This is a genomic window from Geodermatophilus sp. CPCC 205506 (assembly GCF_051383635.1).
In the GTDB taxonomy this organism is placed as follows: Bacteria; Actinomycetota; Actinomycetes; order Mycobacteriales; family Geodermatophilaceae; genus Geodermatophilus.
In genome coordinates, this window is record NZ_JALPKP010000013.1 from 29,104 (window position 1) to 45,070 (window position 15,967).

12 protein-coding genes are annotated in these 15,967 nt (G+C 71.5%); 8 read left to right on the forward strand and 4 right to left on the reverse strand.

Annotation, left to right across the window (positions count from 1 at the left end; all coding sequences use genetic code 11):
- Positions 1-16 precede the first annotated feature (16 nt).
- The 4 genes from MY520_RS09525 to MY520_RS09540 all read right to left on the reverse strand — a co-directional run bounded on the left by MY520_RS09525 (position 17) and on the right by MY520_RS09540 (position 5,403).
- Positions 17-1,369 carry an MFS transporter gene (locus tag MY520_RS09525; protein WP_436691846.1) on the reverse strand — a complete coding sequence of 451 codons (1,353 nt, stop codon included), beginning with the start codon at positions 1,367-1,369 and terminating at the stop codon, positions 17-19.
- 120 nt (positions 1,370-1,489) lie between these two features.
- On the reverse strand, positions 1,490-3,247 hold the full coding sequence (locus tag MY520_RS09530) for a CocE/NonD family hydrolase (protein WP_436691847.1): 1,758 nt from the start codon (positions 3,245-3,247) through the stop codon (positions 1,490-1,492).
- Positions 3,248-3,355: 108 nt separating this feature from the next.
- Positions 3,356-4,408, reverse strand: coding sequence for a Gfo/Idh/MocA family protein (locus MY520_RS09535; RefSeq protein WP_436691848.1), 1,053 nt, complete (start codon positions 4,406-4,408; stop codon positions 3,356-3,358).
- Positions 4,409-4,569: 161 nt separating this feature from the next.
- Entirely contained in the window at positions 4,570-5,403 is an 834-nt protein-coding gene (locus tag MY520_RS09540; protein ID WP_436691849.1) for a shikimate dehydrogenase family protein, read from the reverse strand.
- Between the two features lie 365 nt (positions 5,404-5,768).
- Here MY520_RS09540 and MY520_RS09545 point away from each other — a divergent pair, with 365 nt between their 5' ends.
- The 8 genes from MY520_RS09545 (at position 5,769) to MY520_RS09580 (ending at position 15,816) form a co-directional block, all read left to right on the forward strand.
- Complete coding sequence (locus tag MY520_RS09545; RefSeq protein WP_436691850.1) at positions 5,769-6,563, forward strand: IclR family transcriptional regulator; 795 nt, start codon at positions 5,769-5,771, stop codon at positions 6,561-6,563.
- A gap of 90 nt (positions 6,564-6,653) precedes the next feature.
- Positions 6,654-8,684 (forward strand): acetoacetate--CoA ligase, encoded by a 2,031-nt coding sequence (locus tag MY520_RS09550; protein WP_436691851.1) that lies wholly within the window; start codon positions 6,654-6,656, stop codon positions 8,682-8,684.
- A 22-nt stretch (positions 8,685-8,706) separates the two neighbouring features.
- The gene (locus tag MY520_RS09555; RefSeq protein WP_436691852.1) at positions 8,707-10,527 is read left to right on the forward strand and encodes a PEP-utilizing enzyme; all 1,821 of its coding nucleotides are present in this window, start codon (positions 8,707-8,709) and stop codon (positions 10,525-10,527) included.
- Positions 10,527-11,624: a PEP/pyruvate-binding domain-containing protein gene (locus MY520_RS09560; protein WP_436691853.1), complete on the forward strand. Its 1,098-nt coding sequence runs from the start codon at positions 10,527-10,529 to the stop codon at positions 11,622-11,624. The genes MY520_RS09555 and MY520_RS09560 overlap by 1 nt, the downstream gene beginning before the upstream one ends.
- A gap of 5 nt (positions 11,625-11,629) precedes the next feature.
- Positions 11,630-12,127 (forward strand): acetyl-CoA carboxylase biotin carboxyl carrier protein, encoded by a 498-nt coding sequence (locus tag MY520_RS09565; protein ID WP_436691854.1) that lies wholly within the window; start codon positions 11,630-11,632, stop codon positions 12,125-12,127.
- Positions 12,124-13,491, forward strand: coding sequence for an acetyl-CoA carboxylase biotin carboxylase subunit (locus MY520_RS09570; protein WP_436691855.1), 1,368 nt, complete (start codon positions 12,124-12,126; stop codon positions 13,489-13,491). Before MY520_RS09565 ends, MY520_RS09570 begins: the two co-directional genes overlap by 4 nt.
- Positions 13,491-14,972: a biotin carboxyl carrier protein gene (locus MY520_RS09575; RefSeq protein WP_436691856.1), complete on the forward strand. Its 1,482-nt coding sequence runs from the start codon at positions 13,491-13,493 to the stop codon at positions 14,970-14,972. Before MY520_RS09570 ends, MY520_RS09575 begins: the two co-directional genes overlap by 1 nt.
- A complete protein-coding gene (locus MY520_RS09580) occupies positions 14,965-15,816 on the forward strand; it encodes an HAD-IIA family hydrolase (RefSeq protein WP_436691857.1) in 852 nt (283 codons plus the stop codon). Before MY520_RS09575 ends, MY520_RS09580 begins: the two co-directional genes overlap by 8 nt.
- Positions 15,817-15,967: the final 151 nt, after the last annotated feature.

Consider the following 15,967-nt stretch of genomic DNA (forward strand, 5'->3'; position numbering starts at 1 on the left):
TCGTCGAGCCGGCGCCTCACACCCGAGTGGCGGCCTCGCCTGGCACGGCCTTACCGAGGTCGAGCATCGGTGTCCTGTAGTTCTCGCGCATGGTCATCGCCGCGATCGCCGCCACAGCCGCGGCCGCACTGGCGAAGACCGCCACCGGAACCCAGTTCTCGAGGTCCGGACCGGCAAGCGCCGCGGCGATGGCCGGGGCGAATCCGCCGAGCGCGAATCCGAACTGCGTGCCGATCGCGACGCCCGACATCCGGACCCTGGTGTCGAACTGCTCGCTCCACAGCGCGAACGCGGCCCCGCCGTACCCGCTGTAGAAGACGGCGACCATCAGGATCCCGAAGACCCACGTCAGAGCCATGTTGCCCTGGCTCACCGCCCAGATGAACGGCCAGACCATCACCGCGGCGCCCCCGACGCCGGTCACGTACACGGGCTTGCGACCGAAACGGTCCGCCAGGAAGCCAGCAGCCGGGATCGCGCCGAGCGCGATGATGTTGCAGGTGATCTGCAACCACAGCAGGGTCGTGCGGTCCATACCGACGGTGTTGACGCCGTACGTCAGCAGGTAGATGCCGAAGATCGTGCTGATGACCGAGGCCAGCGCAGCGAACACGATCTTCAACACCTCCGGCGTGTATCCGCGGAACAGCACCTTGAGCGGCGCCTTCGGCACCTCGTTGTGCTCGGCCTCCTCCTCGAAGGCCGGGCTCTCGTGCAGGGTGCGCCGGATCCACCAACCGACCGCCATCACCACGACGCTCAGCAGGAACGGGATCCGCCACCCCCACGAGAACAGAACGTCCTCGGGCATCGCCGAGATCGGGATGAAGACTGCCGTCGCGAGGATGAGCCCACCTTGCGTCCCGGCGAGGGTGAAGCTGGAGTAGAACGCCCTCTTGTTGGCCGGCGCGTGTTCCAGCGAGGTGGAACTCGCGCTGGACTGCTCGCCGGACACCGCCAGGCCCTGGAAGACGCGCAGGATCAGCAGCAGGACGGGCGCGGCGAAGCCGATCTGGTCGAAGGTGGGCAGACACCCGATGAGGAAGGTCGCGGCCCCCATGCCGAACAGGGTGAGGACCAGGACCTTCTTGCGGCCGATGGTGTCCCCGAGGTGGCCGAGGATGAAGGAGCCGACCGGGCGGGCGACATAAGCGACGCCGAAGGTCGCCAGCGACGCGATGGTGGCAGCGGCCTCGTTCCCCTCCGGGAAGAAGACCTGCGGGAAAATCAGCGCCGCCGCTGTCCCGTAGATGAAGAAGTCGTAGTACTCCAGCGCGCTGCCGATCCAGGCCGAGATCGCGGCCTTGCGGGGCGTCTTCTGCACATGCGGCTCGTGCGCGCCTGCGGGTTCGACCAGGGTCTCGTCCACGATGCCTCCGTCCCGAGCGGAAGTCCGACGATCGATTGCAGTGTCAGCCCAAGGGACCTCCGCCGCTCAGTGGCCTGGCGAGGCTTCCGCTCAGCGGAACGAAGCGAGCCTGACGCCGGCTCAGACGACGGTCACGTGGATCCTGCTCGGACGCGTCGGGTCGTGGAAGATCCGTTGCCGGGCGACGCGGGTCTCCGTGGCGTCCACCGGGTCGTCGTCGGTGTTGGTGTGGCGGATCCAGCGGGGGTGCGAGCTGGAGGTGACGTCGACGCGGATGCGATGGCCGGGCAGGAAGGTGAGTCCGGTTGCCCACAGGTCGATGCAGAACCGGTAGGGCGCGTCGGGCTCGAGCGGGCTGGGCGGAGCGGGCCGGACGACACCGGGCTCCGGGTAGGTGTCGCGGGCGCTGGCCCGGATGATGCCGTCGACGACGTTGAAGGCGCGACCGTCGGGATGCACGTCGACGAGCCGGGCCACGAAGTCGGTGTCGGGAGCGGACGAGGCGGCGAACAGCGTGACGGAGACGGCGCCGAGCACCGTGTAGGGCTGCTCGAGGGGCGCGCTGGTGTAGGACAGCACGTCCGGGCGCGCCTCGATCTCGCGTTGGTCGAAGGGGCCGGGCGGCAACGTCGGTGCCAGCATCGTCGAGCCGCCGCGCGTGGGGACCGGATCTGCGGGGTCGTAGTCGTAGCGGTCGGGCTCGCTGTCGGTTGCGGCGGTGCGTTCGAGGCCACCGCCGGGTTGCAGGTACCAGTCCTCCGTGCGTGCCCCCGGAACGGGATAGCTGTCGTAGGAGCGCCAGCGGTTCTCGCCCATCACGAAGAGCCGGACGGGTGCCGTGTCGGCCAGCGCGTCGTCGCGGCCCTTCAGGGTGGCGTCGTACCAGCGCAGGTGCTCGCCGTTGAGACCACCCCTGCCGTCGAGGACCGCCCCGGAGGCGGCGGGACCGAAGTCCAGCTCACCGGCATTGCCGAGATAGGAGCTGTGCGTCCACGGACCGACCAGCAGGTGGGGGACGCGGCGGCCGGTGCGTGCGGCCACGTCACGCATGGCCTCGTACTGGGTCAGCGTGCCGGGCGTGAAGATGTCGTACCAACCGCCGACGTGGAACGTGTCGGCGTGCACGCGCTCGTACGTGTCGGTGGGCCACGGCCGACGATGCAGCGCGGCGTCGAGGGGCCTGCTCATCGCGGCGATGACGTCGCCCATCATGCTCCCGGGCAGAGCTGCCAATTGATGCAGCGGCAGGAGTCGGAACAGCTCGCCGGAGGCCAGTCTCGCGGTGGTCCTGCCGAACTCGGCCATCGCCCGGGCCAGACCCTCGGGGTCCCCGCGGTGGCGCCGCGCCAGGATGTCGGCTCCGATCAGGAACTGCATCCAACCGAGGCGGGAGCCCTCGTGCGCGCCGCCCGGTCGCTCCTGGGCCTCGGTCGAGTAGTGGAAGCGCGACACACCGGTGACCATGCTCCTGAGCGCAGGCGGCTCCATGACCGCGGCGCGCCACTGCGTCTCCGAGTGGTAGGACCGCCCGAACATGCCCACCTGGCCGTCCGAGCCGGGGAGCTCGGCGGCCCACTGGACCGAGTCGTAGCCGTCCTCGAACTCCTGGTCACTGGGCGTGAACTCGCCGTCCGACGCGTAGCGGCCCCGGACGTCCTGCATGACGACGATGTACCCGTGGGCGGCCAGCCGGACGGGATCGGCGTACATCAGGTTGATGTTGACGTCCTTGCTGTACGGCTGCCGGGACAAGAGCACCGGGTATCGCCCGCCGTCGGCAGGTCGGTACACATCGGCCCTGAGCACGACCCCGTCGCGCATCCGCCCTTCGACGTCGTGCTGGACGAGAACGTCACGGCGCTCGGCGACGGAGGTCACGGTGCCGGAGTCTAGGTGTGAGCGGGGCGGCTCCTCTGACCGTTTCGGGCATCTGACCGGGCGGCGGAGGCGCGCTGAGCCTGCGCAGGATCCGCTGGCAGCCGTGACTCAGTCCGGGATGTCCTCCCACCGACCCGCCCGGGCCGACCGGAAGAGGGCCTCGATCGTCGTCAGCGTCACGGCGGCGTCCTCGATGGGCCAGGCCGGTACGGCCTCGCCCAGAAGGCGTCGGGAGAACCGCTCGATCTGCAGCGCGTACTGGTCCACCGGTTCGTACCCGATCGTCCGCGTCGGGAGGCACCCGACGCTGCCCGCATCGCCGATCTCCAGCCTGCACGCGGTCGGGCGGGCGTGGGCGAACGGGAAGTCGCACCGCAACCAGCCGGTGGATCCGAGGACCGTGAGCTGCTGATGGGTGGCCCAGGAGTCCGGACCGGACTGCGTCGCCACCGTGAACGTGGCATGGGCATCGCCGTAGTCCAGCATCGCGGTCGTCAGCCGGTCGATCCGGAAGTCGGGGTCGTGATCCATCGAGGCGGTGACCCTCCGGGCACCTCGACCGAAGACGGCGTTGCACGCGGCGAGGACGTACGAGCCGAGGTCGTACAGCGCGCCGCCGCCGCGAGCCGGGTCGTTGCGGATGTCGTCGGGGTCGAGGAACTGCTTGGCGAGGGTCGCCTGCAGGGACCGCACTGCGCCGATCGTCCCGGCCCGGAGCAGCGCGGCGATCTCGTACCACTGCGGGTGGTTGCGGAACCCGAACGCTTCTTCGATGTGACGCCCGGTGCGGTCGCGGACTCCGCGGAGGACGGCCACATCGCTCGCGCGGAGGCACAGCGGCTTCTCGCACAGCACGTGCTTGCCCGCCTCCATCGCCCGTACCGCCCACTCGACGTGCAGGTCGTTGGGCAGCGGCACGTACACCGCATCGACCTCCGGGTCGCCGAGCAGCTCGTCGTACGACCCGTACGCGCGAGGCGCACCCAGTTCCCTCGCGGCGAGCTCGGCCTGATCCCGCCGCCGGGAGGCGATCGCCAGCAACGTCGCGGACGGCGCCTGCGCCATCGCGGGGATGGTTCGCGTGGTCGCGATCATCGCCGTGCTCAGCACGCCCCAGCGGACCGTCGGCGGAGCGGCCCCCGACGCAGCGGGGCGAGTCACCTCGTCGTCACCCTCCGCTCCATCCCCTCCTGCATCGACTCTGCGTCGACGGTCGGGAACCGGCTGTCCGCGAGCGTCGTCGGCGCCGCCACCTGGTCGCATCGGCCCCGGTCGCCCCAGTGTGAACGACTCCTCACGGATGCGGAGGAACGAGGAGCCCGTCAGTCCTCCACCAGTGAGACTGCGCGGAGCTCCTCGGGGGTGGCCGTGCCGAACCCGAAGAACTCCAGATAGGCCGGGATCATCTCGAAGAGCATGTCCTTGCCCACCTGCACCTTGCAGCCCTTCTCCTGGGCAGCGCGCAGGAACGGGGTGATCTCCTGCTTCATCACGACCTCCCCGACGAACGCTGTCGGGGCGAGCCGGTCGACGTCCATCGGCAGTGGGTCGTCGTCGTTCATCCCCAGCGGGGTCGCGTTCACCGCGAGGTCGTAGCCGGCGGGGTCCTTCGAGCCGGTCGTGACCTGCAGCCGGGGGTAGTGAGCGGTCAACCGCTGCGCCAGCGACTCGGATGCGGCGGTGTTCGGATCGAACAGTCCCAGCTCCGCGACGCCCTCTTCGGCCAGCGACGCCGCAATCGGCGAACCGACGCCGCCGTTGCCGACGACGAGCGCCTTCTTCCCCTGCAACGTAAGGCCCTTCCGCAGAACGCCCCGCACGAAGCCGGTCCCGTCGAACTGCTCCCCGACGAGGGTTCCGTCCTCCCGGAGGAGGACGGCGTTGACCGCGCCGGCCGCGGCCGCGGTCGGCGAGAGCTCGTCGACCAGGCCCATGGTCGTGACCTTGTGCGGCATGGTCACCAGTGCCCCGCGGATGTTCGTCAGCGTGAACAACGAGCGGAAGAAGGTCGGGTAGTCCTCGGCCTTGACGCCCATCGGGACGACGACGGCGTCGATGTCCTTCTTCTCGAACCAGGGGTTGTAGATGAGAGGCGACTTGAACGCGAAGGTCGGGTAGCCGAGGTGGGCGATGAGGGTGGTCGTGCCGCTGATCATGTGCTCCTCCAGCCGGTCTCTCCCGCGGTGGACACGGTGGGTCCACGAGACCCGCGAAAGAGAATGATCGCCCCGACGGGTCCCTGGCGGACGTGTTTCCTACTCAGCGGAACGGCTCGTCATGCGCCAGGTCCCGAGGGCTGCACGGGTAGCACCGGCCTCGGGCGATGGGCGGCTTCCTGGCGCCAGGACTACATCTGCGCTGGTGGGGGCGTCGAGTCCTGACCCCATCGGCGTCCGTTCGGGGCGGTTCACTGCGGTCCGTGCCGAACCGGTCGGGGTCCGGGTAGCGACGCTCGTCCCGGTCGGAGCAGCACGACCTTCCGGGATCCGGAAGAAGTGATCCAGCGCACTAGCCTGGCGGAGTGGAGGACGATCGTCGGGCCGGCGAGGCGGGGGGTCGTCGATCGGTCACGGTTCGAGCCACCTCGCTGCTGAGCGCCTTCGACGCCGACCACCGGGTGCTGAACCTCTCGCAGCTGTCCCGCCGCAGCGGCCTCCCGCTGGCGACCGTTCACCGTCTGGCCGCCGACCTCGTCGCGAGCCGCCTGCTGGAGCGCCGGGCCGACGGCCGCTACGAGGTCGGCGCGCTCCTCTGGCGACTCGGGCTGCTCGCACCGCCCACCGAGCTGCGTGAGCTCGCCCAGCCCCACCTGCAGGACCTCGTGGCAGCCACGGGGCACACCGTCCACCTGGCCGTCCTGGACGGTGCCGGCGCACTGGTCATCGACCGGCTCTCCGGGACGCGGACCGTCCCCACCCGGCACAGTCCCGGTCACCACCTGCCGCTGCACTGCACGGCGGTGGGCAAGGCGCTGCTGGCCTACGCCGACCCCGGCCTCGTCGACCGGGTCGCCGGTGACCTCCGGCGGCACACCGCGTACACCGTCACCGATCCGGCTGCCCTGTGTCGACAGATGGACGAGATCCGGAGGAGCGGCGTGGCGCGCAGCGCCCAGGAGCACCGCCTCGGCGTCTCCTCACTGGCCGTGCCCGTGAACGGCCACGACGGCGTGGTGGCCGCGATCGGCCTCCTCGCCCCCCTCCGCAGCCCTCGCCTGTCCGGTGCCCTGCCGCACCTCCGGGCCGCCTCGGCCTCGCTGAGCGCCGATCTGCTCCGCAGCGGACTCGAGGTCGCGACCTCCGGCGGCCAGGCCTGAGCGTCTCCCGGAACGCCGCCGGGCCCGGTGTTTCCGGATACCGGGAAGGAGGTGTTGCCGGTCACACCCGCGTCGGTGACTGTCTCGCCCATGTCGAGCGCGGCGAGGCGCGGGGGAGCCGAGGGCGGATCCGTCCGCGAGGGCGACCTGCTGTGGACGCCGTCCCCCGATCGGGTCGAGCGGACCCGGCTCACCGCGTTCACCCGCTTCGCCGCGGAGCGCACCGGCCGGTCGTTCGACGACTACGCGGCACTGTGGCGGTGGTCGACGACCGAGCTGGGTGAGTTCTGGTCGGCGGTCTGGGACTTCTTCGACGTCCGGTCGTCCACGCCGTGCACGGCGGTGCTCGCGGAGCGTTCCATGCCCGGTGCCCGGTGGTTCCCCGGGGCGCACCTGAACTTCGCCGGGTACGTGTTGGACCAGGAGGTGTCGGGCGCACCGGCGCTGCTCTACGCCAGCGAGACCGAACCGCTGCGCGAGCTCTCCTGGGAGGAGCTCGCGAGTCGGGTCCGCGCGGTGGCCACCCAGCTGCGCGAGGTCGGAGTGCGGCCCGGGGACCGCGTGGTGGGCTACCTGCCCAACGTCCCCGAGGCGATGATCGCCATGCTCGCCGCGGCGAGCGCGGGAGCCGTGTGGGCGGGCGTCTCGCCGGACTTCGGCGCCCGCGGCGCGCTCGACCGGCTGGCCCAGCTCCGGCCCGTGGTGCTGATCGCCGCCGACGGCTACCGCTACGGCGGCCGCGAGTTCGACCGGCAGGGAGAGCTCGCCGAGGTGGTCGCGGGACTGCCCCAGTTGCGCCAGGTCGTCGCCGTGTCCGTGCTGGGTCTGGAGGTGGCCGACCTGACGGTGCCGGTGACGTCCTGGGCGGACGTCCTGTCCGGCCCGTCGGTCGACGCCGCGGAGTTCGTCTGCGAACAGGTCCCCTTCGACCACCCGCTGTGGGTGCTCTTCTCCTCCGGCACCACCGGGCTGCCCAAGCCGATCGTGCACGGGCACGGCGGGATCCTGCTCGAGCAGCTGAAGTCCCTCGCGTTCCACCAGGACCTGCGCTCCGGTGACCGGGCGTTCTTCCACACCACCACCGGCTGGATGATGTGGAACTTCCTGGTCAGCATGCTGACGTCGCGGATCGTGCCGGTGCTCTACGACGGCAACCCGTCGCATCCCGACGTCGACGTCCTCTGGCGGCTGGCGCAGGACAGCCGCGCCCGCTTCTTCGGGACCAGCCCCGCCTACGTCGAGCTGATGAAGAAGGCCGGCATCGTCCCTCGGGAGCGGTTCGACCTCTCCGCCCTCGAGGTCGTCATGCCGGCCGGTTCCCCGGTCGCCCCCGCCATCACGGCGTGGTTCTACGACGCCGTCGCGGAGGACCTGTGGGTGGCCACGGGCAGCGGCGGCACGGACATCTGCACCGGCCTGGTGGGCGGGGTGCCGACGCTGCCGGTCCGGGCAGGGGAGATCCAGGCGCGGTGCCTGGGCGTGGCCGCGGAGGCGTGGGACGACGCCGGCCGCCCGGTCGTCGGCCGGGTCGGGGAGCTGGTCGTCACCCAGCCGATGCCCTCCATGCCGCTGTTCTACTGGGGCGACGAGGACGGTTCCCGGTACCGGGCCAGCTACTTCGAGACCTTCCCCGGCGTGTGGCGGCACGGCGACTTCCTGGAACTCAACGAGCGCGGCGGCTGCTTCGTCCGGGGCCGCTCCGACGCGGTGCTCAACCGGCACGGGGTGCGGATCGGCACGGCCGAGATCTACCGCGTGGTCGAGGACGACCCCGCCGTCGTGACCTCGCTGGTGGTCAACCTCGACCTGCCCGGCGGAGGCTTCTTCATGCCGCTGTTCGTCGTCCCGGCGCCCGGCGCCGTGCTCGACGACGGACTCCGCGATCGGCTGCGCCGCAGGCTGCGGGAGGAGTACACCCCGCGGCACGTCCCCGATCGGATCATCGCCGTCCGCGCGATCCCGCTGACCCGCAGCGGCAAGAAGATGGAGATCCCGGTCCGCCGCCTGCTGATGGGCGCGGACCCCGCGGACGTCGCCGACCCCGCTGCCATGGCCGATCCCGGCTCCCTGTCCGACATCGTCGAGTACGCCCGCACGCAGCGGGACTACGCAGTCGCCTGACCCCCGAGAAGAGGAGACGAGGATGTCCCAGCCCACCGGCGAGCGGTCGTTCCCGCTGCCGTCCCAGATCGCCGACGTCTCGGGTGCGGAGGGCTGGGAGGCGATGTACCCCTACTTCTCCCGCTTCCAGCCCGAGGACGACCAGCGTTTCTGGTTCTACAACTCGATGCACTTCCCGGAGGTCGTGCCGGCCTTCGACGGGATCACCTCCGAGATCCCGTACACCGCGATCGGCGCGAACACCGCGCGCCTGTTCTCCTTCCCGACGACTCTCGGGATCGAGTACCGCATCCTCAACGGCCGCGTCTACATCACCGCCAACCCGGTGACCGACCCCGTGCAGATCGAGCAGCGGCTGGCGCACTTCCAGGAGCGGGCGGGCCACTACTACGCGAACTGGGACACGATCTACGCCGAGTGGCAGCAGCGGATCGAGACGCTCATCGCCGACATCGAGGCCGTCGAGGTGCCGCCGCTGCCCGAGCTGGACGACCTCTCCGTCGTCACCGGCCACCGCGGCTACGCCTCCAACCACCTGCTCCGCGAGAACTTCCACCGGTGCATCGACCTGTACTCGAAGATGTGGCACCACCACACCGAGCTGCTGATGCTCGGCTACGGCGCCTATGTCGTCTTCTTCGGCTTCTGCAAGCAGGCGTTCCCGGAGATGGGCGACCAGATGGTCGCCCGGATGGTCGCCGGCATGGACGTGACCATGTACCGGCCGGACGACGAGCTGAAGAAGCTGGCCGCGCTCGCGGTCGAGCTGGACGTCGCCGACCTGTTCGTCGAGGGCAACGACCCGGCCAAGGTGCTGGCCGGCCTCGGCGGGCGCGGGAACGCCGGCGCCCGGTGGCTGGCCGCCCTCGAGGAGGCCAAGGACCCGTGGTTCAACGTGTCGGTCGGCGACGGCTTCTACCACCACCACCTCTCCTGGGCCGACGACCTGACCGTGCCGTTCGCCGCCCTGCCCCGGTACGTCGAGCAGATCCGGGCCGGTGCGGACCTCACCCGGCCCACCGAGCGGCTGGCCGAGGAGCGGGAGCGGATCGCTCAGGAGTACCGGGCGCTGCTGGGCAGCGACGACGAGAAGGCCGCGTTCGACCAGATGCTCGGGCTGTGCCGGCAGGTGTTCCCCTACATCGAGTCGCACAAGTTCTACTGCGAGCACTGGTTCACGACGCGCTTCTTCCAGAAGATCCGCGCGTTCGGTCGGCTGCTCGCCGACCGCGGCGTCCTGGCCGAACCCGACGACGTGTTCCACCTGCGGCACCCGGAGGTCGAGGACGCCCTCGCCGACGTCCAGCTCGCCTGGGCTTCGGGTGGCGCCGAACTCGGCGCCCGGCACTGGCAGCCGATCGTCGCCGAGCGCAAGCGGATCGTGGAGGCGCTGTCGTCCTGGTCGCCGCCCCCGGCGCTGGGGCCCGCGCCCGAGGCGCTCAACGACCCGGCCGTCCAGATGCTCTGGGGCATCACCGACGAGACGATCGAGACCTGGTTGTCCGGTGCGGAGCTCGACGACAAGACCGTGCGCGGGTACGCGGCCTCCCCGGGCGTCGTCGAGGGGATCGCCCGCGTCCTGATGAACGTCAACGAGATCGGGTCGATCCGCGAGGGCGAGGTCCTCGTCTGCCCGGTGACGGCGCCCAGCTGGGGCCCGGTCTTCGGCAAGATCGCCGCCGCCGTCTCCGACATCGGCGGGACCATGTCGCACGCGGCCATCGTCGCCCGCGAGTACGGCATGCCCGCCGTCGTCGGCACCGGCCAGGCCACCACCAAGATCAGGAGCGGTGACCGCGTGCGTGTCGATGGTGACCGCGGCGTCGTGACCATCCTCGGCTGATGGGGACCACCATGACCGCGTTCCCGCCCGTGCTGCGCTTCGCCGACGTCGGCCGGGACGACGTCCCCGCGGCAGGGGGAAAGGGGGCCAGCCTGGGGGAGTTGATCCGGGCCGGCATCCGCGTACCCGACGGCTTCGTGGTGACGACGGCGGCCTTCCGGGCCGCGGTCGCCGCGCTCGACCTCGGATCCCGGGTGACGGTGCTCGACCCGTCCGACGGCGATGCGGTCGCGGCGGCCTGCACCGAGCTCCGGTCGATCGTCGAGTCGGCGCCGCTCCCGGCCGAGGTCGCCGAGGCGGTGACCGTCGCCTACGCCCGGCTCGCCGGCGAGTGCGGTCAGCCCGATCTCCCGGTGGCCGTCCGGTCGAGCGCCACCAGCGAGGACTCCGCCGAGGCCAGCTTCGCGGGGCTGCAGGACACCTACCTGTGGGTGCGCGGTGCGGACTCGGTCCTGACCCACGTGCGTCGCTGCTGGGCGAGTCTCTACAGCGTCGAGTCGGTGACCTACCGGCTGCGCCGCGGCATCCCCGAGACGGATCTGGCGATGGCCGTCGTCGTGCAGCAGATGGTGGGCTCCCGCAGCTCCGGGGTGATGTTCACCCGCAGCCCGCTGTCCGGCGACCGCTCCGTCGTCGCCATCGACGCCAGCTGGGGTCTCGGCTCGGCCGTCGTCAGCGGCGACGTCACACCGGACTCCTTCGTCGTCAGCAAGGTCACCGGCGAGATCGTCCGGCGGACGGTGGCGACCAAGACCCGCTGGCACCAACCCGACCCCGGCGGCGCCGGAGTGGTGGAGAGCGACGTGCCGGCGAACCTGCGGGACGTGCCCTCGATCAGCGACGAGGAGATCGCCGAGCTGGTGGCGATCGCCCGGCAGGTCGAGGCGCACTACGGCTGTCCGCAGGACATCGAGTGGGCGGTGTCCCGCACGGCGTCGCCCGGCGAGAACATCTTCCTCCTCCAGAGCCGCCCGGAGACGGTGTGGGCGGAGAAGGACGCTGCGGCCAAGCCCGCGGTCGCCGCTCCGACCGCCCGCGCCTTCGACCACGTGTTCAACCTGCTCGGCGGCAAGCCCCCGAGCTCCCCGGAGAGCTGAGCGCCGTGGACCTCACCCCCGACGACGTCCGCGACGTCCTGCACGCGCTCGACTCCAGCGGCCTGGACGAGCTGCACCTGGAGCTGGCCGACCTCACCCTGACCGTGCGCCGGGAGGGGGCGGCCGGCTGGACGGCCGAGCAGCAGGTGCTCCGCCGTCCGGCGGTGGAGCGGGGCGCGGAGCCCGCCGCGGCCGCCGAGCCGGAACGGCATCGCGCCGCCGTGGCCGAGGGCCTGGTGGCGGTGCACCCGCCGCTGCTGGGCACCTTCTACCGGGCGCCGAAACCGGGTGCGGCACCGTTCGTCGAGGTCGGCGACCGGGTCGCCGAGGAGACCGTCGTCGGCATCGTCGAGACCATGAAGATGATGACCCCGGTGCACGCCGGCGTCCGCGGCACGGTGGTGGAGTTCCGAACCGGCAACGGGGAGTTCGCCGACACCGACGCCGTTCTCCTGGTGGTGGACCCGGGCTCGGACACCGGGCTGGGCGAGGGCGCGTCGTGAGGATCCGCCGACTGCTGATCGCCAACCGCGGGGAGATCGCGGTCCGGGTGATCCGCACCTGCCGTCGGTTGGGCATCGAGTCGGTGCTCGCCGCCTCCGACGCGGACCTGGACTCGCTGCCGGCGCGGCTGGCCGACCGGGTGGTGCGGCTGGGCCCGGCGCCGGCGTCGGCGAGCTACCTCGACCCGTCGTCGGTGGTCGGCGCCGCGCAGGCGGCGCACGCCGACGCGGTGCACCCCGGCTACGGCTTCCTCTCGGAGAACCCGGCTCTGGCCCGGGCGTGCGAGGCGGCCGGCGTCGTCTTCGTCGGGCCGACCCCGGAGTCCCTGGAGGCGGTGGGGGACAAGCTGCGGGCCCGCTCGCACGCGATCGCCGCCGGCCTGCCGGTCGTGCCCGGCGGCGAGGCCGCCGACCTGGCCGGCGCGCAGGCGGTGGCGGCCGAGGTCGGCTGGCCGCTGCTGGTCAAGGCGGTCGGTGGAGGCGGCGGGCGGGGGATGAAGCTGGTCCGCGCGGCCGAGGAGCTGCCGCACACCCTCGACCTCGCCGTCTCCGAGGCCGCCGCCGCGTTCGGCGACCCGCGGGTCTACCTCGAGCGGTTCGTGGCCTCCGGCCGGCACGTCGAGGTGCAGGTGATCGGCGACGGCACCCGGGCGGTGGCCCTGGGCGACCGCGACTGCTCGGTGCAGCGCCGCTATCAGAAGCTGTTCGAGGAAGCCCCGGCGCCGCTGCTGCCCGACCGCGTGCACACCGAGATGGCCAGCGCCGCCCTCGCCCTCGCCGGGCACCTCGGCTACCGCGGCCTCGGCACGGTGGAACTGCTCTACGACCGCGAGCGCGAGACGTTCTACTTCCTGGAGATGAACGCCCGGATCCAGGTGGAGCACCCGGTCACCGAGATGGTCACGGGCATCGACCTGGTCGCCGAACAGCTCGCCGTCGCCGAGGGGCGGCCGCTGTCCATCCGGCAGGAGGACGTCGCCCTCACCGGGCACGCCGTCGAGTGCCGGATCAACGCCGAGGACTGGACCGCCGACTTCCGGCCGTCTCCCGGGCGGATCGACCGCGTGGTGCTGCCCGTCGGTGACGGCATCCGCGTGGACACCCACGTGCAGGGCGGGTCCGTCGTCCCGCCCTTCTACGACTCGCTGCTGGCCAAGCTGATCGTGCACGGAGCCGACCGTGCCGAGGCCCTCGCCCGGACCCGCGCCGCGCTCGCACTGCTGCGGATCGAGGGCGTGACGACCACCGTGCCCGTGCACCAGGCGCTGCTGGCGGACGCCGAGTTCACCGCCGGGGGAGTGGACACCGCCTACTTCGAGCGGTTCCTGCGCAACGCCCAGCCCGACCTGGCGGAGGTGTCCTGATGGCCGACGTCGGACTGGTCGACGTCTCCCTGCGCGACGGCAACCAGAGCCTCTGGGGTGCCGCGGGCCTGCGCACCGCACACGTGCTCCAGGTGGCGCCGCTCCTGGAACGGGTCGGCTTCCGGGCACTGGACTACAGCTCCAGCACCGCGATGGGCATGCTGGTCCGCACCCACCGGGAGGACCCCTGGGAGCTGTTCCGCCGCACGCGGGCCCTGATGCCGGCGACGAAGCTGCAGTTCATCGGCACCGGCTTCCGCTTCATCTCGTGGCAGAACTCCCACCCCGACACGATGCAGCTGGTCTACGACCGGTTGGTCGCCAACGGCATCGACCGGGTCGTCGTCCTCGACCCCATGCACGACATGGACGCCGCCCGCGCCACCGCCCGCCGGTTGAAGAAGGCCGGCGTCGACGAGGTGGTCGCGGCGCTGACCTTCACGATCAGCGCCGTCCACGACGACGCCTTCTACGCCGATCTCGCCCGGCAGATGCGCGAGTGCCCCGATGTCGACCGCGTCTACGTCAAGGACCCGGCAGGCATCCTCACCGCCGAGCGGGCCCGCACGCTGCTGCCCGCGATCACCACCGAGCTCGGCAGCACGCCGCTCGAGCTGCACTCGCACGCGACCATCGGACTGTCGCCGTTGACCTACTCGATCGCGCCGGAGCTCGGCGTCGAGGTCGTGCAGACCGGCTGCGGCGTGCTGGGCAACGGCTCGTCGCTGCCGGAGGTCCAGCGCACGGTGGCCAACCTGCGCGAGATGGGCCACCGCGTGGACATCGACGACCGTGCGCTGGGACTGGCCTGCGACTTCTTCGGACGCCTGGCCGCCGCGGAGGAGCTGCCGCCCGGTCGACCGCAGGACTTCGACGCCGCGTTCCTGCACCACCAGATCGCCGGTGGCGTCATGACCACGACCCGCCGCCAGCTGCGCGAGATCGGCATGGAGGACCGGTTCGACAGTCTCATCGACGAGGTCGGCCGGGTCCGCGCCGAGCTGGGACACCCGATCATGGTCACGCCGTTCCCCCAGATGGTCGTCTCCCAGGCGCTGTTCAACGTGATCGGAGAGCGGTACTCGAACGTGCCGGACCAGGTGATCCGGTACGCGCTGGGGAGCTTCGGGCGGCCGACCGCGCCGATCGATCCGGACGCGCTCGACCGCATCCTCGACCGGCCACGGGCGCGGGAACTGCAGTCGGAGCCCCCACCGCCGTCACCGGCCGAGCTGCGCCGGCAGTTCGGCTCCGCGATCAGTGACGAGGAACTGCTGCTGCGGGCGCACATGCCCGCCGAGCAGGTCGACGCCATGGTCGCCGCGGGCCCGTCCCCGGCGCACTACAACCCGACCCTGACACCGGTGCTCACCCTCCTCCGCGAGCTGGGTGAGCGGCAGTCCGTCCACGACCTCGCGGTCGGCAAGCCCGACCTGCGGCTGTTCGTGCACCGTCGCGCGAGAGGAGCGTCCCGTGCCTGACCTGGACCCCGGTGCCCTCGAACGGCTGCGGCGGGTCCGCGGCTTCGTGCTGGACATGGACGGGACCCTCGTCCTCGGGGACCGCAACAACCGGGGACTCCGCGCGCTGCCTGGAGCGGTGGACTTCGTGCGCCTGCTCGTGGAACGAGACGTGCGGTTCTGCGTGTTCACCAACGGCACCGTGAAGACCCCGAGGGAGTGCGCCGACGCCCTCCAGCAGGCCGGGTTCCCCGTGCCCGACGACGCCGTGCTCACGCCGGCCACCGCTGCGGCCGAGGTGTTCCGGCGGCGAGGACACCGGCGCGTCATGGTGCTCGGCGGAAAGGGCATCACCGAGCCACTGGAGGAGGCGGGCATCGAGACCCTCCCGCCCCTGCGCGGAGCGTCAGCCGATGCCGTCTTCGCCGGCTGGTACCGGCAGGAACTCACCTTCGAGGCCCTGGAGGCCGCCTGCTTCGCGGTCTTCGAGGGAGCGACGTTCTACAGCGCCTCCCAGTCGCTGTTCTTCGCCACCGCCGAAGGCCGCACGCTCGGCACCTCGCGGGCCATCAGCGCCGTCGTCCGCGACATCACCCGGACGCGGGTGACCGTCGTCGGCAAGCCGTCCCTGCAGGCGCTGAAGGCGGCGGCCCGCCATCTCGACGTCCCCGCGCCGGAGCTGGCGGTGGTCGGGGACGACCCCGAACTCGAGGTCCCGATGGCGCACAAGGGCGGGTCACTCGCCGTCGCCGTGCACACCGGCATCGGGCATGCCCAGTCCTTCACCGACCTCTCCGAAGACGTGCGCCCTCACCTCGACCTGCCGGACGTGGGCGTCTTGGCAGGCCTCTTGAGTCCGGCCTGATGCCGGTTGCGCACCGCGTCGCCGGCGTGCCATCGTCCCCGCGATCGTGATCCATCGGCAGGAGGTGAGACCCATGAACGCGTGTCCGCAGTGGGTGCTCCCCTGCAGTTCACGATCGCGCGACTGAGGTGGTCGCCACCGGGAGCGCCCC